The following is a 17,597-nucleotide window of genomic DNA, read 5'->3' as shown; positions in this document are numbered from 1 at the left end:
TCAAAAAAAGCAATGAGTGCATTCGCTATCTCATTGCTTTTGATACTACGTAAGCAAATCATAAATAGCGCTCCACAAAAAGATGTCAGGTCCCTTGTGACAGGATGTCCATTTTTCATGAGACACCCCAGCCTGTGCTACGTAGGGGCATAGCATAAGCTTCGGCGCTTTAGCCTTTCTTCCTTCTCCTGCCCCCTGGCAGATTGCGAAAAGGCTTACTCTTCTTCGGCGCACCTCTATTTAGTGTACATTATATTAATTTTATTTAACTCTACCAAAATCAATGAAACGTGGCAAGATGAAAAAAGTTATTGACAACGATTCTCATTTTCATTAATTTTATTTGTGAGAATGATACTCATTATCCAACTGGAGGGTTTACGTTTTATGAGCATTTTGATGGTATACGCGAGCATGACAGGGAATACACAGGAAATTGCTGAAGCAATTGCAGAAGGTATTCGTTCAACTGGTGCTGAGCTGGAGATAAAAGAAGTGATGGACGCGAATGCAAAAGAACTCGAGGCTTACGACGGAATCTTGCTTGGTGCCTACACATGGGGCGATGGCGAACTCCCAGATGAATGCCTGGATTTTTATGAGGAAATGGACGATATTGACCTCAGCGGGAAAAAGGTTGTTGCTTTTGGCTCTTGCGATTCCGCTTACGAGCATGTCGGTGCAGCTGTTGATATTTTGCTGAAAAAGGCGCGTGAGCGTGGCGCGGAAACTCCTCTGGAAGGTTTGAAAATCGAGCTTTCTCCTACGGCAAAAGAAGTGGAAACTTGCAAAGCATTTGGGGTATCGTTTGCTGAATTGCTCGGCTAATCGATGTTTCCTAAATACTCTGGCACATGCTATACTATCAATCCAACTTTTTAAGGAGGATTGATCACATGTCACTACATACAGACGAGATTCTGTTACGGCCTCTCCACCAACAAGACGCAGCCGAGCTCCTAGAGCTTCGGCTGCGTAATCATGAATTTCTCCAACCATTTGAACCGATCCGCCCCGCTTCATTTCTGACCCTCCCAGCACAGCAAGAACAGATTTCGCAAGCACAGAATGATTTTGAACGTGGTACTGCCTATGCTTTCGGCGTATTCTCTCGGGAATCCGAAAAGATGATTGGACGTGTAGCGTTGTCGAATGTCGCACGCGGCGCATGGCAAAATGCGACGATTGGCTACTTCATGGATCAGGCCTGCAATGGCAAAGGCTATACAACATTAGCTGTAAATCTTGCCCTTCGCTTTGCTTTAACGGATGTTGGGCTACACAGGGTACAAGCGGCTGTCATGCCTCGCAACCAAGCTTCCATTCGCGTCTTGGAAAAAAACGATTTTCGCCAGGAAGGGCTATCGTTACGCTATTTGCAAATTAACGGTGTATGGGAGGACCATCTCATCTACGCTCTTACTGCTGAGGAGTGGTCTGTGTAATCTCCTTGCTCTTTTCAATCTCGCGCAGCCGCTCCAGGATGCGCCGTTTGCGGTACAGCATCATCCCCGCTTCGGCGACATCCTTTACGGTTGAGCGATTCAAATACGCTCCGAACAAAATACCCGCGATAGGCACCATTTGAAATAACTTTTTCCACCCGAAGTTTTCTGTGTACGTAACCACGACTTCACGCCATCCCTGTAATTGTGCCATTACCTCTCTCTGCGCATTTGGTTCATCAAAGCGGGAGAGTTCAGCGAGTATCGCTTTTTTCCCTACGATGTCTGATGAAGCAAATTGCAAGCATTTGACGACAAACAGCCGTTCCCTCTTCTCTTCCGGTCGATAGCCATAGGCAAGCGCCATCTCTTGTAATACTTTTAGGGATGTCCCCATCAATAGCGGGATATCGATCGCGAGAGTAAATATCCCCCCAAAGCCAGTCGTCGCACCTTGTACTGTGGCAAAATTCGCCCGTGAATCCTTCAGCTCCATTGCGACATCATTCATGATTGTAAGCGGTACAGCAGCAATCTCCTCCTTGCCAATTACAGAAGTACCGGATCCCTCTAACCGTTTGCCAAACCGCTTGTATATCGGTTCATCCTGCACCAAATAAGTCCCACCTGTCTCTAGAAAGGCTGCCATTTCATCTACGGCTTTTCCCAGCTTCTCCTGAACAAATGCAGGCGTAATCCGATCTAAGAGAACAAAAGGAAGTCTGCCAAGCTTTTCCCAGAACCACAAGTCGTTCTGGTCCTTCTCCCAGACCTCCACTTCGCGTAAGGCCGTAACCAATGTTTCCCTAGACTCTTTCAACCCCAACAACCTCCCTGCCTGCTCACTCAGATTCTCGCTTCCACTGACATTGGTTGCGCAAGATGGACTTGATATAGTCCTGCAACTCTTCTGGCGTGGCGTGGCAGACGAATTCTTTTTTATTTCTTACGATCCCCAGCTTTAAATGTTTCACTTGCTCTCCTTCAATCCGAAAGCCGAACTTTTCTAAGATCGCCTTCTGTTCATTTGTCACAGAAATCCCTCCCCTTGTAGTCGAAAACCCCCATGCCAAAATGCAAGGGGGTTTTCCTATCTACTATTTCACTTCAATTGTAAGCGTCAATGTTTCATTACGCTCATTTACATCGTTTTTCTTCGTGTACTTTCTTTTGGAGTTGATAACCGTGCAGGTCTTATTGCTAAGCGTATTCGTTACCTTGATCTTGTATTCTCCGGGCTTATCCGTATTGATATACCTTTTCAAATTCAGTGATTCAAGTCCCTCGCCATCGTCATCATCACCTTTGCTGGGCTTGATGCTGGCGATCTCTTCGTCCCCGAAAAAGATCTCGATCCGATTTTCTGAGGAAATGGTACCGTTACTGTGCTTCCGGTTGGCACCAATACCAATCTCGCCATGTTTCCATTCAAATTTCGGCATATAGTAGGACTTCTTTTCGCTCTTATCCCTGATCTTTTTGGATCCGACTAGCTCAGCATGAGTAGCGATCAGCCTTAGGTCTTCCATTTCGAGATCATCGCCTGCGTTCACGGTAATTTTTTGTCCGTCCCGGTATTCCTTGCCGCTCTCGCTTCGAAGAAGAAGTGGCGAACTTGGCGGACTTACCCCTGTATCCCCAGGCTCACATGCCGGATACGACTTGATTGGAGGAGAATCTTCTATCACTTGAACATAGCCGCACCATACTTGCGCTGGGTCTCTTTTACTATAGTAGTTGACTTTGTAGCGACCTGGCTTGTAGCCGGACAACAGCAATCCCGTGTGATCCCAATTCAATTTGCTCTCATCGACAATGACGTTATCGATCGCCCATACACCCGGCCCCTCATCATCATCTGCTTCACTTCCCTTTTCAATGTGCTCGGCAGCAGTGGTCAGCCAGATCACATGAACAGGATTCTGATACAGCTTGACTGTATTATCAGAGGAATACAGGTTCATCTTTTCTACCGTCGGTGTTGATTTTTCGTTCTGCTTCATCAACACATCCATCGTGACATTTCCATCAGCAGGGCCGCAGGCATTTGGTGCACCTGGTATTTGTATTTGGACCGTTGTCGCCGAAGTATCGCCCCACAAAGAGGATGTCTCTTTTTGCCCCGAAACAGGCTCAAACGTGACAGCGATGGTGATTCCAGCCAGTCTCTCAGGAATGTCCACCTCAAAATGTTGCGCGTCTGTCAAGGTTTGTCCTGTCCCGTTCACCGACCATCTTCCTGGGATTGGCGAATACAATGGAACCTTCCCTGGTGCTGCTGGAGCTGTTATTTTCTGATCTTGCGTCAGCTTTTGACCGCTTGCATCCGTTCCCATGTACAGCTCTGCAACGCCTACTTGAATCGTCGTCATCCAAGGTGACATGGATGTATCATTTGGAACAAAGAGGAGCTCATACTGCCCCGTCAACAATGTCCCCGTCGAAAATATTGTTTCTTGAACAGACCTCATCTCTGTACTCGTGGACTTATTTGTTAATTTCCACGTACCTGGTACAGAACTGGTAAAGTCGTGTGAACCCATCATTCCAAAAATCGCCGTTTGCCCGCCACTTGGTACTGGTTCTCCCTCTGCCTTTTCCCCGTTAAATATGCTCGGGTAATTTATGGCCTCTACCAGAAATCGCACATGCACTGTGCTGCTCTTCCCTTTGGCATCTGTCACAACAAAGGTCAAGGTATGCGAGCCAGCAGACAGCTTTTGTGCTGGAATGGTAAACCGAGGTACTTGCCATTTGAAAGTAGTCTGTGACGAGGTATTTTCGGCTTGATACTCCGGTAACTCTACGCCATCCAATAAAACTTGCTTCCGATTGATGTTGGTGCCAGTTCCATAAGTGGTCTGTATCACGTCAATATCAAGTGGTGTCTCGGGAGGAAGAATAAACTCATCATTCTTCACCCAGTTCCAACCATTTGAATCCAGTCCTGCAACCTGATAATCGTTAAAGATAACCATATCGTGAACAGGCTGCTGCCGGAGTGGCTTTGATACTTGGCTGTTTTTTTTCATGGATGCTGTTGCCCCGGCCCCCATGGCTGGCGGTACTGACACACCTGATAAAAGGGTGCCCGTTGCCAAACACACTAGAAGTGCTTTTACAACCCATTTTTTCACGAATTGTCCTCCTACTTTCTTCCTTACAATTTTCAACTGTGATCATTCGACAAAAACGGCGAAATATCCTTTACAATCATAAAGCTTTTTCACGCGCTAGATATAGTTAAATACTATCCAGTTTATAATTTATATAGATTTGACTTATATCTCCCTAGTCGGTAAAAATGGATGAAAAGGAGGGGATTCAGATGGTACAAACCAATCAATGGAATGCCGGACTGTACGACGCCAAAATGAATTTCGTTTCTGAATACGGCAAAGGGTTAGTGGACTGGCTACAGCCGGCTCCTGGAGAAAGCATTCTTGACTTAGGCTGTGGAACAGGCGACCTGTGTGCCGAACTATCGCTTGCAGGAGCATATGTGACAGGAATCGACTTTTCTGCCACCATGATTGAGGCTGCTCGCAAAAAATATCCGCAGTTTGCTTTTGAAGTAGCCGATGCGCATACGTATCGTACAGTTGTCAGCTACGACGCTGTCTTTTCCAATGCCGCACTCCACTGGATGAAACGTCCTGCTGAAGTCATTGAAACCATTTGGATGGCTCTAGCTCCCGGTGGACGCTTTGTCGCCGAATTTGGAGGACACGGCAATTGTGGACAAATCACAAAGGCATTACGGACTGTTTTAGCACGTAGAGGAATATCTGCCGATGAGCGCTCACCTTGGTATTTTCCCAGCATAGGAGAGTACACGACTCTTTTGGAAAAGCAAGGCTTCCACGTCGTTCTTGCTTCCCATTTTGATCGACCGACAGTCATGGCTGATGGAGACCTTGGCCTGTCACATTGGCTGAATTCTTTTTGCAGTCCTTTTTTCGCGGGACTGTCCTCAGATGAAATCCAGCAAGTATGTAGGGAAATCACTGACATACTGCGTCCTGCTCTGCTTCAAGAGGGACACTGGGTGCTCGATTACAAGCGTATTCGCGTCCTTGCCCATAAGGATACTCTACAAAGGGGAGCTGCACGATGACCCGTATTGCCTGTCTCCATGGACATTATTCGAATATTTCCCTCTTATCAGATGCGTTCGCAGCCTTTGAAGTAGAGCTCCTTCATTTTGTTGATCCAGGTTTGCTCCTGCAAAACGCGGGAATTCCTGTCCATACCACGGAACAGGCACAAGTCAAATTACGCGAGCAGCTAAACTGGATGCAGAACTGCGCGGTCGATGCAATCGTGATCACTTGCACGCAGTATGCCGCACTGGTAACACCAGAGATTGAAGCAACTGCCACTGTCCCACTCTTCACGATCGACGGACCATTTTTTCATGAGCTTGCCCGTCATTCTGAACCACAAGTTCTGCTGTTCTCCAATCCCGCTACTGTCCAACCTACGATGGAGCGTCTCACGAAGCTCGCCCATTCCCACAACCTTCATCCAGAGGTACAAGTATCTCTCGTCGAAAATACTTTTGCCCTGCTCATGGAAAACAAGCAAGAAGCGTACAGAGAAGCAATAAAAGACGCCCTGTATCAGCTCCGCCAAACGTTTCCGGATCAACCAATTGCAGTAGCACAGCTCTCCATGGCACCTGTTGCTGATCAGTTTGCAAAGGAAAACGGCTGTAAGATTTCCCATCCTTTACATAGTTTGACGTCGAAAGTGTCCGCAACGTTACCATTACTTTTAAATCGTTGAAAATCGTAGCGTGTAAAAAAACAGCCCCGTTTCCTAAGGTTTTTGACCAGTGGCAACGGGGCTGTCGCTATAAACACATTCAATTGGCTTTTACATGCCTTCGGCGTTGGTTACCAGAACCTCGTCTCCCTCATTCAAGCCGCCTTTGATTTCAATAAAATCATAACCTTCAATCCCGATTTGTACGTCCTTCGGCATCGGATCTCCAGTGCTCGGATCTTTCACCATTACCGTCCCCTGACCTGGCCCCAGAATCTCAACCGCATTACTTGGCAAGCGCAGGACATTCTGTGCTTGAGCGACGATAATATCGTTGTCTCCCGTCATCCCATGCTTAAATTCAGCCTTGTCTAGTAGTTCCACCTTTACCGCGAAACGAACTTCCTTGTCTTCTTTTTTCCCTTCTTTCGGGAGCTCTACGACTTTGCCTTTAAACGGCTCGGTACCAAATGCATACACGTAAACATCGACATTTTGTCCGATTTTAATCGCGGGAATATCAAGCTCTCCAACGGCTGCCATAAAGTAAACAGAAGTTGTGTCCATAATAATGGCCGCAGGCTCTGATCCTGGCGATTCGCCTTCTTTTACACCTAGCTTGGTGATGACACCGCTAATTGGCGCAGTTACTTGGTTCTTCGCAATTTCACGCTTTTTCTGCTCCATGTTCAATAAGGAACTTTTTAGCGCTAGTTCTTTTTCCATCAGCTCCATGCCGGACGCTTCCATATCCATCTTGAACAATTGTTGCCCTACTTTGACTACATCGTCCTTTTTCACATTGACCTTGCCAATTTTCCCGTAAGTACCAGCCAATATCTCCATTTCATCTGGCAACTGGAATTCTTTCTGATTTCGGCTTACATATAAGAGTCCCTTATCATCCGTGAATTGTACCTCACCCTTGTCCCCAACGTAAATGGCCCCAGGCTTCTTGACCAATACCTCGACATTGTGAATTCCGCCAGCACCTTCTACTTTTTCACCTATTCTATCCACTTCCGTGACAACACCATCCACAAAATACATGGAAGTCGGGATGAATACCTTCACTTTTGTGCCTACATTAAATCGTTCAGACTCATAAGAGGTAAATTGCCCAATAATTTTCAAATAGTCGGTATTAGCAAGTTTGGCGACTACCGTTTCTGGTCTGACATCTTGCCCTTCTTCCACTGAGACTTCGATGACTTTCCCTTCCTTGGTAGCCGTGATCTTGTCTTTTTTCTGTTTAATTTCACTTAGTTCTTTTTTCGCTTTTAAAATTTCCAGCTCCAGCTTTTGAATTTCCAGCTGTGCATCAGAGCTGTCTATCGTGAACAAGACATCGCCTTTTTTCACAGACTGACCTTCCTTGACTAGCACACGTTGCACCTTGCCATTGAGCTCGGGCTTGACTTCCTCACGCGCCTTCGCTTCCACTGTACCTGCTGAGTTGATCGTCTTCTTGACCTCGCCACGTTCCACGACCGCTGTCGGGAAATTCGGTTTTTCTTCTGGCTTTTCTTCTGTAACCTCTTCGCCCTTGAAGTACGAGTAGCCGTAATAGCTGCCCCCTCCAAGAACGGCCACGACCGTGGCGATAATGATCCATTTTTTCTTGTTCATCTTACGTTCCTCACATTTCATCACTTATTCTGATCGAATCGCTTGCAGCGCACTTAAACGAGACGCGCGGATCGCCGGGAAGATTCCCGCCAACACTCCAATAACAAAGGAGAAGCCAATTGCAAAGAGTGCTAGCCAGCTCGGAATGACCGCCAATTTTGTTGGTTCACCCTCTGGATTACCACCGCCGTAACCCATATTCAGACTATCCAAGAGACCGCCAGACGCTCCGAAGTAATTCACGAGCTCAACCGCTCCCCACGCCATGCCAAGACCAGCTAGTCCACCAATTAAGCCAATAAAGCCTGACTCCATTAAGAACAGCCAACGAATATTCAACACAGTGGCTCCGATTACTTTCATGATGCCAATCTCTTTGGTTCGCTCTAAAATCGACATGATCATCGTATTGACGATTCCAATAGTTGCGACGAGCAGGGAGATTGCTGCAATTCCTCCGAGGACCATCTGAATTACGAAGAAGAAGTTATTGATGGTTTCCAGCTCGCGTGCAGGCGACCATACTTCAAAACCATTTTCCTTCAGCGCTTTGACAACACTCTCGACTTTTTCACGAGATTCTACCTTGACTGTAATTCTGTCAAATTCAAAGGTTTCCTTTTTGGCTTTATCACGTGATCTGCGCGATGCTCCCTCTTCGACTTCGTTACCTCGGCTGCGCGTGACCCAATCGTTCAGCTCTTTCACTACATTAATCGGTACATAAACCGCGGATGACGACCTACGTTCTTCGGACTTCTTTAATTGACCGACAACCTTCACACGCAGTTCTTTTTTCTCGTATTTCGGTTCATCGTCGATGCGGTATTCGCGTGACAAGATGAGAGTCCCTGCTCTGTCTACGAGATTGAAGGTCAGCGCTTCTCCGCCCCCTATATCAGGAGGTGGCATCTGAGACATTTCATGCCGTCCAGCTCCGGCTTTTCTTCGCCGTTCCTCGCGCTTTTCCTTTTCTACGTCACGCAATTCTCTGGATACATCGAAAGCAACCACTATCTCTTGTGGCGCCCCTGTCAGATAGCTTCCTTTTTCAATGTCATTTTTGCGATAGGCAGCCGATTCATTCACATCCACCCCAATCAGCTCTACGTAACCTTCTCGTCTACCTACCTTAAGCTTCGCTTGCTCTCGTAATTCTTTTATCGGCATAACTGCCTGAATGCCAGGAATCCTTTTTAAATCCTGCACCGCTTGCATATTTAGCTTCTTGACTTTATCCTCTGGAACATCAATCCATTCGCCATTTTCCTCGTACCAACGCAATGGCTCGACGTCCATCTCCGTCAAGTTCCCGAAGTTCTCCAAGCTTTTTACCGCACTTTCCTTAAGCCCTAAACTAAGCGCCATCATCGCGACGATTGCAGCCGTCCCGATCATGACACCAACCGACGTGAGGGCTGTCCGTAGCTTCATTCGCCACAGATTCCTCCAGACGATGCGAAAAGAATCCATTACCTTCACTGTTTGTTCACCTCATACCCTCGCCTACGCTGGTCTTGTCCTTTTTTGTACAACCCGTCCGTCCTGGAGATAAATGACGCGGTCGGACTGTTCCGCTACTTCCTGCTCATGGGTAACGATGATGAACGTAGTCCCATTTTCCTTGTTCATTTCTCTCATTAGTAGGAGAATCTCTTGTTCTGTCTTTGAGTCCAGGTTCCCCGTCGGCTCATCCGCCAAGATGATGCCAGGCTGATTGACGAGCGCTCTTGCAATACTGACACGCTGCTGCTGTCCACCACTAAGCTCATTGGGTCTGTGGTCGATACGACCTTCCAGCCCTACGCGGTGTAGGATTTCCGTTGCTTTCGCCCGACGTTTTTTCTTGCTTTCGCCTGCAAAAATCAAGGGAAGTTCTACGTTTTCCAACGCTGTCAGATTCGGGAGCAGATTGTATGACTGGAAGATAAAACCCATATTTTTACGGCGAAACATGCATAGTTCGTTTTCGCTGTAGCTGGAAATCTCTGCTCCGCTAACCATGACACTCCCTTCCTCCGGCTTGGTCAAACCTGCAAGCAAATTCAAGAGCGTAGACTTCCCTGACCCCGACGAACCGCACAGAGCTACGAATTCTCCCTGGTTGATATGAAGGTTGATATCATACAGCACGGGCACTTTGATTTTTCCCGTTCCGTAGCTGTGATTGACCCCTGTCACCGTCAGCTCTCCTGTTGAATTGACCATCGTTTGTCGCACCTCATTCGTTCTCTAAAAATGGAAGCTTTCGTAAACATCACATACTAAAGACGTAGCATTTCGCAAAACGTAACGCTTCTTTCGGAAACATTTTACGATTTACAAAATAACCATGTTTTCTTCAAAAATATGTAACAGCTATGTAACCTCTTGCATCCTCTTACGTATTACAATGTAGATGTCAACAAACCATGGAGGTCGAAAAAGATGACTATCTATCGCTTTTTATTTGAAACAGCAACACGCAGATGGGTTGAAATCATCAAGGCACCCAGTATGTTTGAGGCAGCAAAACAAGCCAAACAGCTTGCAACCAAGCGTTCCAAGTCCATGTCCACTACCATCAGCTTCTCTTTTCACCACGCTGCTTCTCAAGCATAAATGCACACATACATAAACCGCTTTCCCGCTAAGGGAGGCGGTTTTTATATTTTGGGGATATTATTGACAGCACCGATTTCTTCCTCTTTAATAGAGAGAGAGGCATTACAGCGCATGACAGTATAGATCCGCTTCTATTGTGCAGCGGTATACAAAGGGAGATAATCACAATGACCATGAAGAAAGCACTCACCATTGCAGGTTCCGACACCAGCGGCGGAGCTGGTCAGCAAGCAGACCTCAAAACGTTTCAGGAGCTTGGTGTTTTCGGGATGACCGCCCTCACCGTTATCGTAGCCCAAGATCCACATAACGAATGGTTCCACGAAGTGTTTCCCATCGATGTTGCGATCCTAGAAAAACAAATCGAAACCGTACTCGCAGGAATTGGCGTAGATGCTGTAAAAACAGGGATGCTCGGAACCACTGAATTGGTTGACCTCGCTACCCGTAAAATAAAACAATACGATTTGAAAAATGTTGTCGTTGACCCTGTGATGATCTGTAAGGGTGCAGATGAAGCACTCCATCCAGAAATTGCAGTCAGCCTGCGCGAAGTCTTGCTGCCGCATGCAACAGTTGCGACTCCTAACCTGTTCGAGGCTGGTATTCTTAGCCAAATGGGCGCGCTGAAAAGTGTAGATGACATGAAGGAAGCGGCGAAGCGCATTCACGACTTCGGCACCTCTTATGTCGTGGTAAAAGGTGGCAGCAAGCTTCAAAGCGGAAATGCCGTAGATGTTTTCTATGACGGGAAAACGATCGAGGTAATGGAATCAGAGCGCTTTGAGACGAGCTTTACTCATGGTGCCGGCTGCACGTTCTCAGCTGCAATCTGTGCTGAATTGGCAAAAGGAAGCTCTGTACACAACGCAGTAGCTGTTGCCAAAGAATTTATTACCGAAGCGATTCGTCACTCGTTTGCGCTCAATCAATATGTGGGCCCTACTAATCACGGCGCGTACCGCATGAAAAAGCACGGCGAAGCGATTTGCTAATCACATCTCGGTAAACAAAAACTCCTGACCAGCTCCGAGTCTTTCTCGGCGGGCCAGGAGTTTTCTTATGGTTACGCTTGTTTTTTGATAGCGACCTCGGGATTAATTGGGGCAGCTTTTCGTTTTATGCGTACAGAAGACACTGTAAATACGATGAGCGCAGACCAGATGAATCCAAAGCTGATGAAATGTGTTTGGGTGAAAGGCTCACCGAACAGGAAAACAGCTGATAGGAGCGATATTGTAGGCGCCAAGTATTGAATGAAGCCCACAACGGAAAGTGGGAGTCTCGTCGCTGCTTGAGCGAACCAGTAGAGCGGCATGGCAGTAGCTACCCCCGCCAGTGTCAGCAACAAAAGTTGCCACCACGCTAAGGATGTCATCGTCTCCGTCCCATTGACCTGTAGCATCAACAAATAAGCGAAAGCAATAGGGGCTACAAACAGCGTCTCCCACGCCAGTCCAACCATCGCCTCCAACCGGACGAGTTTTTTCGCCAAGCTGTAAAAAGCAAAGGTCAGAGCAAGTGATAAAGAGACCCATGGAATCTCACCGTATTGGAAGGTGATGAACAGGACTCCGAAAGCCGCGAGTATAAGCGCGAACCATTGCCCAGCATGCATTTTTTCTTTTAAGAAAAGGACTCCAAGTAGTACGGTGATGAGAGGATTCATGTAGTAACCAAGACTTGTTTGCATGACATGATTGTTATTCACTGCCCAGATAAAAATAAGCCAGTTTGCGCTGATTAGCAGTGAACATATCGCTAATGCTCCGAACATTTTAAAACCAGTAACCGCTCCCCACATACTGCGCCAGCGTTTCGTTACCTGAATAATGATTGCGACAAAAATAATCGACCAGACGATTCGATGTGCGAGTATCTCCCATGCCCCCATTGCCTGAAACAGCTTCCAATAGAGCGGGAGTAACCCCCAAGCCAAATACGCCACAATTGCATAAATAATCCCCTGTCTCATCCTGCTCCTCCATGTGTTTCGCCTTCTCTTTTTCTATCGACGACTTTTAAACTTCTTCTCTATGAAGTAGTGTAACGGAAATACGAAAAAACAGCTATGTATTCTCACGTAAAAGAAGGTGTCCCCTACACTTTCATTCGTTACCATATTACCAATGCATACAGCTATCTAATTACCTTAGTAGCATAATAAAGTATGGACAAAAATTTTATTGTACCACTTTTAGACCTGTAGTACAATAGTCATTATTCTTCCGAGTTTAGTCATACGAAAGGAACTTTTACTTATGACATACTGGCGATCTATCTTTTTAGTTTTACTCGGTGCGTGTAGCTACGGTGTCCTCTCGATCTTCATGAAGCATGCTTTTCAACTCGGCTTTACGCCATTTGAAATGAGTGGAAGCCAATTGATTTTTGGCGGATTGATCATGACGGTCATGGCCATCTTTTTCTCCAAGCAACGGTTTTCGTTCAAGTATTTGTTGCTTTTGGCACCAGCCAGCCTCATGATGGCCTCAACCAGTCTTTTTTATCATCAGGCTGTTAGCCGGGTTTCTGCTTCGCTCGCAATCGTTCTTCTCTTTCAGTTTACTTGGATCGGCGTTTTGCTGGAGGCGATTGTGGATCGCAAATGGCCGGCCGCTGAAAAATGGGTTTCTCTGGCTATGCTTGGAGCAGGGACCGTTCTTGCAAGTGGACTTAGCGAAAGCGGTATTCAGAGTGTAGACATGGTCGGACTGATCTTCGGTCTGATGTCGGGCGCGACCTTTGCCTTGGTTATTTTCTTTAGCGGGCGAATTCTTCCAGGAATGGACCCCTACTTGCGAAGCGCGATTTCGATTAGTATGGCTGCCCTGATGCTCTCGATCGTTTATCCACCAACTTTCCTGGTAAATGGTCAGCTTCTGCAAGGTTTGCTGCCGCTTGGTCTTTTGGTTGCGATCTTCGGTTCGGTTATTCCCATCTTCTGTTTGGCTGTCGGTGTGCCACGGATCGGCAATGGACTGGCTACCATTTTAAGTGCAGTCGAGCTGCCCACCGTCGTGCTCTTGTCGAGCTTCGTGCTTCAAGAGACTGTCTCTCTCCCTCAATGGGGTGGCGTATTCATGATCCTTGCTGCCATCTGCGTACCGCAAGTAAAATGGCGGAAACTATTCTCCCCTTCTCACGCCCTCGAGCAGGAAAGAATGTAGCGCCGTTTCTTATAACCGCATACAAAAAGCGTGCAGACGAATTGGCTCTGCACGCTTTTTTTGACGATGCTCCCTCTTCTTATAGAAGGAAGGTAGAATCTTTGACTCGAATTTATTTACAAAGACTGCCACTCTAGGGGGAAAGGATATGGAAAAACGGCATAAAGTGTTATTCCAGCAGCTAGCGGATTATCGACAGGAGACATTAAAAGCAATCGATGGCTTGACGGAGGAAGATGTGAACATCATTCCCGATGGTTTCTCCAACAATATCTTGTGGAATCTGGGGCATATCTATCTCGATCAGTATTTATGGATCGCTCACCTAACAAAAGAAACGATCCCAATCCCCTCTGGCTTCAACGAATGGTTTAACTTCGGGACAAAGCCAGCTGATTGGGATACGCAGCCACCGAAACTCGCCGTGCTCGTCTCCTTATTACAAGAACAACCTCAGAAGATACAAGCCGCTTACAAGGATCGATTAGAAGAAGAGTTTCCCGCAACGGAATCTGGCATGCATACGATTGCACAAGTGCTTGTCCGAACGATTTTTCACGAAGGGATGCACCTCGCCTCCCTCAATTCAATCCGGAGGTGTCTGGGCAAATGAATCAGATTATCACGCCGATTTTTCGTATGTTTGATGTTGAGAAGGCAAGAGAGTTTTATGTGGAGTTTCTAGGTTTTCAGATTGATTGGGAGCATCGGTACGAAGATCATTTTCCTTTGTACATGCAAATTTCCTCTCCGTCGTGCACGCTTCATCTGTCCGAGCATCACGGGGATGCTTGTCCTGGCTCAGCGATTCGCGTACAGGTAGAGAACATTGAGCTTTTTCATCAGTCCCTGTTAAGTCAAGAGTACAAGTATGCTCGTCCTGGTTTAGAGGAGACGCCGTGGGGAACGCGTGAAGTGAGCGTGACCGATCCTTTTGGCAATCGCCTTCACTTTTATCAGCCTGATCACTCGTAAACAAAGACAAAGAAAGCCCAGCCGGAGTTCCTTTACAGGAGCCACCGCTGGGCTATTTCGTTTTACATTTTGAACATAAATAGATGGGGCGATCGATGGGACTTGAACCCACGAGTGCCGGAGCCACAATCCGGTGCGTTAACCCCTTCGCCACGACCGCCATATATAGGGTTTGCTTGGTGCGGTCGAGAGGACTTGAACCTCCACGGTGTTGCCACCACTAGAACCTGAATCTAGCGCGTCTGCCAATTCCGCCACGACCGCATATAAAAATGGTGGAGGCTGACGGGATCGAACCGCCGACCCTCTGCTTGTAAGGCAGATGCTCTCCCAGCTGAGCTAAGCCTCCAAATCACCTACAAGATGTAGGGATTTTTCTAAGTGACCCGTAGGGGATTCGAACCCCTGTATGACAGCGTGAAAGGCTGCTGTGTTAAACCGCTTCACCAACGGGCCAAGTATGATGGCGGATGGAGTGGGATTTGAACCCACGAGACGGTTCGACACCGCCTACACGATTTCCAATCGTGCTCCTTCGGCCGCTCGGACATCCATCCATCGAGCCTGCAAGCATTCGCTTCGGCAAGAATTAATCTATCATATTCACAACATGATATCAAGTGATATTTTGAAAGTTTTTCCCTTTGTCCATCTCCAAGCCGTTCATGTCAGGCGATTATCTATCGAAACGAAAAAAGGGAGATTGCCTAAAGCAACTTCCCTTCTTGTTCAATATGATACAAGTAGTATTCCTTTACCAGACGGAGTGATGTCAGTTGTCAAAAAGAAAACGCCGTTCAGTAGGCTTCCCCTGTTTGTACGGAAACTGGTGTGGGCCTGGATGCTCCGGGCCGGCTGCGCCCATTGATGATGTCGACAGATGCTGCAAGAGGCATGATGAATGCTATGTAAAGCACGGCTATTTCTCTTGTCACTGCGATCAGGAGCTCGTACGCTGCCTTCGAAATAAAGTAAACAACACAACGGAGAAAGGGAAAATGGCCGGAATCATCTCGAACTTTTTCTCACGAACAGGGTGCTTTCCCAGCAATCCTCGCTAGCCTTTTCTGAATCGTTCTCCTTGTCAGTTTTCATCCAAAAAACGGTAACAACTTGGACATGATTCAGACATAATTACCTTGTTTTTCCTTGTATTTTTTTGGTACTCTATTGAATGTCCAAGGAGGGTACGCAGCGTGGAATTGCACATACGAACAGACGCCAGTGTGGCACTGACGTTAAAGAGAGAAATTATTTGTCATGGTATTTCCCGTTTTTATGTCCGTCCATACGATGATGATCACGTTGAATTTATATTCCTATCACTCTCAGAGCACCAGAAGAAGCTGCTGTCTTATTCACTACGAAATTACAGCTACTGTCTAACATATCTAGCTTAATCGTTCTACGGCCATTTTCCTCCCCTTTTTAAAAGGGGAATTTTTATTCCCTTTTTTCGATGTATCCAAGACGGCGAACATCGTCTGCGGTCAAGTTATGCAAGACATTCAAAAATTCGATTTGGAAACTGCCTGGGCCTCCTTCTGCTGCTTTCTCGGCTGCCAGCTGAGCAGCAACACCGTAGCATACCAATGCCGCAGCTCCTGCGATCAGCTTGTCTTTTGCAATGGCTGCAAACGCTCCCATAACAGACGTTAACAAACAGCCTGTTCCAGTCACCTTCGTTAAGATTGGGTGACCATTATAGATCGAGTAAGTCGTTTCTCCGTCCGAAATAACGTCGACCTTACCCGTAATCGCAACAATTGTCCTTAGCTTTTTCGCTGCTGCTCTCGCTAGGTCCTCGACATCTCCACCCGCTTCCTTCGCATCTACACCTTTAATTTCCCACCGCTCCCCGATAACGTTCGCAATCTCGGCAGCATTTCCTCTTACGAGGGCTATATCTAATTCCTGCGCAAGATGTTGACTTGTCTCGGTTCGATACGATGTTGCTCCCGCTCCCACTGGATCAAACAAAACAGGCACTCCATGCTGATTCGCGGATTTTCCTGCGATCAACATCGCTTCGATCTCATGCTCATTCAATGTCCCTATATTCAATACAAGAGCTCCGGCGATCTTTGCCATATCTGCCACCTCTTGTTTGGCGTACGCCATGACAGGGGATGCACCAAGAGCTAACAAGCCGTTCGCTGTAAAGTTTGTGACAACTACGTTCGTTATGTTATGAACGAGTGGATTTTCCTCGCGCACTTTAATTAGTAATTGCCCGATTGTCTCCAGAATCATGATCGTTACCCCTTTCCTCCTGAACAGAGGTTCGTGGAATCATCTTGTACACCTCGATGACTTCTCCTAATATAGAATGCTCTTGTATGACGCCAATGATGATATACGCGTGTTTTAAGAGGGGTAATTCGTGCATATTCGCTACGATTTTCCACACTTTCCCATCATCATCCGTCACACTAGCACTAAACGAGACTCTTCCCGCCCCTTCTTTCAAGATATCCACGGAATCAAGCACACCGCATATTTTCATCCGATCATCTGGATGCATGATCCGATTTTCCTCGACCCATTTTAGCTTCATTTCTTCTACTTTTAGTGTTTTCCATCGATCAAGAAACTCCCAATCCTTGGAATGCGGAAATATATGCTTCGTTTGCTCAAGGAAGGTGTTGTACTCTCCGTGTAGCTGATCTACATAATCATCTACATCCTCAGAAATTACGCGAATCGAATCTTCTCCGCAAGTACGGATGTGGTGAGCCAGGTATTTGAAGGACTCGATCATATCAAAGTTTCCCCAGCCCCAGGCCTGTTCGCCGAAAACTCCCCCCCGGGTTCGGCATTTTAGGCAGGTGAAGTAATAGTATGTAGGCATATCTGTTCCCCTATCTCCCCTATTTTGTCTCTCTTTTGGTATCGGTTGAGGAAGCGATGCAATTTATGTTACATTCGAACCTATTTTTTGAAACTTCTCAGCAATTTGTTCACAATTTAACTTCTGTATTTTAGTGTAAGTTAAATCACAAAAGGT

The 17,597-nt window shown here is 46.7% G+C and carries 18 protein-coding genes, 5 tRNA genes and 1 riboswitch; of the genes, 9 read left to right on the top strand and 14 right to left on the bottom strand.

Features of this window, described 5'->3' with window-relative positions; genetic code table 11:
- Positions 1-57 precede the first annotated feature (57 nt).
- Positions 58-247: riboswitch (Lysine riboswitch) on the bottom strand.
- 140 nt (positions 248-387) lie between these two features.
- Both HPY31_RS08305 and HPY31_RS08300 read left to right on the top strand, forming a co-directional pair.
- Positions 388-828 carry a flavodoxin gene (locus tag HPY31_RS08305; RefSeq protein WP_172140055.1) on the top strand — a complete coding sequence of 147 codons (441 nt, stop codon included), beginning with the start codon at positions 388-390 and terminating at the stop codon, positions 826-828.
- A gap of 68 nt (positions 829-896) precedes the next feature.
- Positions 897-1,445 (top strand): GNAT family N-acetyltransferase, encoded by a 549-nt coding sequence (locus tag HPY31_RS08300; RefSeq protein ID WP_172140053.1) that lies wholly within the window; start codon positions 897-899, stop codon positions 1,443-1,445.
- Here the strand turns inward: HPY31_RS08300 and HPY31_RS08295 are convergent.
- From HPY31_RS08295 to HPY31_RS08285, 3 genes are all read right to left on the bottom strand, one after another.
- Positions 1,420-2,274: an EcsC family protein gene (locus HPY31_RS08295; RefSeq protein WP_172140051.1), complete on the bottom strand. Its 855-nt coding sequence runs from the start codon at positions 2,272-2,274 to the stop codon at positions 1,420-1,422. The two genes, HPY31_RS08300 and HPY31_RS08295, sit on opposite strands and share 26 nt — an antisense overlap.
- Before the next feature lie 13 nt (positions 2,275-2,287).
- On the bottom strand, positions 2,288-2,479 hold the full coding sequence (locus tag HPY31_RS08290; RefSeq protein WP_371811695.1) for a hypothetical protein: 192 nt from the start codon (positions 2,477-2,479) through the stop codon (positions 2,288-2,290).
- Between the two features lie 63 nt (positions 2,480-2,542).
- A complete protein-coding gene (locus HPY31_RS08285) occupies positions 2,543-4,582 on the bottom strand; it encodes a hypothetical protein (protein WP_172140047.1) in 2,040 nt (679 codons plus the stop codon).
- Between the two features lie 191 nt (positions 4,583-4,773).
- On the opposite strand from HPY31_RS08285, the gene HPY31_RS08280 reads away from it, so the two are divergent.
- Together HPY31_RS08280 and HPY31_RS08275 are read left to right on the top strand one after the other, a co-directional pair.
- A complete protein-coding gene (locus HPY31_RS08280; RefSeq protein WP_172140045.1) occupies positions 4,774-5,562 on the top strand; it encodes a class I SAM-dependent methyltransferase in 789 nt (262 codons plus the stop codon).
- A complete protein-coding gene (locus HPY31_RS08275) occupies positions 5,559-6,233 on the top strand; it encodes a hypothetical protein (protein ID WP_172140043.1) in 675 nt (224 codons plus the stop codon). Before HPY31_RS08280 ends, HPY31_RS08275 begins: the two co-directional genes overlap by 4 nt.
- A 90-nt stretch (positions 6,234-6,323) precedes the next feature.
- Here the strand turns inward: HPY31_RS08275 and HPY31_RS08270 are convergent, their stop codons facing one another.
- From HPY31_RS08270 to HPY31_RS08260, 3 genes are read right to left on the bottom strand one after another with little or no spacing between them, the layout of a single operon-like run.
- A complete protein-coding gene (locus HPY31_RS08270) occupies positions 6,324-7,841 on the bottom strand; it encodes an efflux RND transporter periplasmic adaptor subunit (protein WP_172140041.1) in 1,518 nt (505 codons plus the stop codon).
- Positions 7,842-7,865: 24 nt separating this feature from the next.
- Positions 7,866-9,323 carry an ABC transporter permease gene (locus tag HPY31_RS08265; protein WP_172140039.1) on the bottom strand — a complete coding sequence of 486 codons (1,458 nt, stop codon included), beginning with the start codon at positions 9,321-9,323 and terminating at the stop codon, positions 7,866-7,868.
- 24 nt (positions 9,324-9,347) lie between these two features.
- The gene (locus HPY31_RS08260; RefSeq protein ID WP_172140037.1) at positions 9,348-10,049 is read right to left on the bottom strand and encodes an ABC transporter ATP-binding protein; all 702 of its coding nucleotides are present in this window, start codon (positions 10,047-10,049) and stop codon (positions 9,348-9,350) included.
- Between the two features lie 219 nt (positions 10,050-10,268).
- On the opposite strand from HPY31_RS08260, the gene HPY31_RS08255 reads away from it, so the two are divergent.
- Together HPY31_RS08255 and pdxK are read left to right on the top strand one after the other, a co-directional pair.
- Complete coding sequence (locus HPY31_RS08255; protein ID WP_007723176.1) at positions 10,269-10,442, top strand: hypothetical protein; 174 nt, start codon at positions 10,269-10,271, stop codon at positions 10,440-10,442.
- A gap of 170 nt (positions 10,443-10,612) precedes the next feature.
- On the top strand, positions 10,613-11,440 hold the full coding sequence (gene pdxK / locus HPY31_RS08250) for a pyridoxine/pyridoxal/pyridoxamine kinase (protein ID WP_064201936.1): 828 nt from the start codon (positions 10,613-10,615) through the stop codon (positions 11,438-11,440).
- A 71-nt stretch (positions 11,441-11,511) separates the two neighbouring features.
- On the opposite strand, the gene rarD is transcribed toward pdxK, so the two are convergent.
- Positions 11,512-12,420, bottom strand: a complete 909-nt coding sequence (rarD, locus tag HPY31_RS08245; protein WP_172140035.1) for an EamA family transporter RarD — start codon at positions 12,418-12,420, stop codon at positions 11,512-11,514.
- Between the two features lie 286 nt (positions 12,421-12,706).
- Here rarD and HPY31_RS08240 point away from each other — a divergent pair, with 286 nt between their 5' ends.
- The 3 genes from HPY31_RS08240 (at position 12,707) to HPY31_RS08230 (ending at position 14,590) form a co-directional block, all read left to right on the top strand.
- Positions 12,707-13,615, top strand: a complete 909-nt coding sequence (locus HPY31_RS08240; RefSeq protein WP_172140033.1) for an EamA family transporter — start codon at positions 12,707-12,709, stop codon at positions 13,613-13,615.
- A gap of 148 nt (positions 13,616-13,763) precedes the next feature.
- Positions 13,764-14,228 carry a DinB family protein gene (locus HPY31_RS08235; RefSeq protein ID WP_172140031.1) on the top strand — a complete coding sequence of 155 codons (465 nt, stop codon included), beginning with the start codon at positions 13,764-13,766 and terminating at the stop codon, positions 14,226-14,228.
- Positions 14,225-14,590, top strand: coding sequence for a glyoxalase superfamily protein (locus HPY31_RS08230; RefSeq protein ID WP_172140029.1), 366 nt, complete (start codon positions 14,225-14,227; stop codon positions 14,588-14,590). Before HPY31_RS08235 ends, HPY31_RS08230 begins: the two co-directional genes overlap by 4 nt.
- 84 nt (positions 14,591-14,674) lie before the next feature.
- Here HPY31_RS08230 and HPY31_RS08225 read toward each other — a convergent pair.
- The 7 genes from HPY31_RS08225 to HPY31_RS08195 all read right to left on the bottom strand — a co-directional run bounded on the left by HPY31_RS08225 (position 14,675) and on the right by HPY31_RS08195 (position 17,351).
- Positions 14,675-14,750: transfer RNA gene (locus HPY31_RS08225), tRNA-His, on the bottom strand.
- Positions 14,751-14,767: 17 nt separating this feature from the next.
- Positions 14,768-14,854, bottom strand: a tRNA-Leu gene (locus HPY31_RS08220).
- 9 nt (positions 14,855-14,863) lie between these two features.
- A tRNA-Val gene (locus HPY31_RS08215) sits at positions 14,864-14,939 on the bottom strand.
- Between the two features lie 33 nt (positions 14,940-14,972).
- Positions 14,973-15,046, bottom strand: a tRNA-Glu gene (locus HPY31_RS08210).
- A gap of 8 nt (positions 15,047-15,054) precedes the next feature.
- Positions 15,055-15,147, bottom strand: a tRNA-Ser gene (locus tag HPY31_RS08205).
- A gap of 886 nt (positions 15,148-16,033) precedes the next feature.
- Positions 16,034-16,843 (bottom strand): hydroxyethylthiazole kinase, encoded by an 810-nt coding sequence (thiM, locus tag HPY31_RS08200; protein ID WP_172140027.1) that lies wholly within the window; start codon positions 16,841-16,843, stop codon positions 16,034-16,036.
- On the bottom strand, positions 16,809-17,351 hold the full coding sequence (locus HPY31_RS08195; RefSeq protein WP_253901738.1) for a hypothetical protein: 543 nt from the start codon (positions 17,349-17,351) through the stop codon (positions 16,809-16,811). The genes thiM and HPY31_RS08195 overlap by 35 nt, the downstream gene beginning before the upstream one ends.
- Between the last annotated feature and the right edge of the window lie 246 nt (positions 17,352-17,597).

Source organism: Brevibacillus sp. HB1.3, from assembly GCF_013186635.1.
GTDB classification, from domain to species: Bacteria; Bacillota; Bacilli; order Brevibacillales; family Brevibacillaceae; genus Brevibacillus; species Brevibacillus brevis_D.
This window is presented reverse-complemented; position numbering and strand designations above follow the sequence as displayed.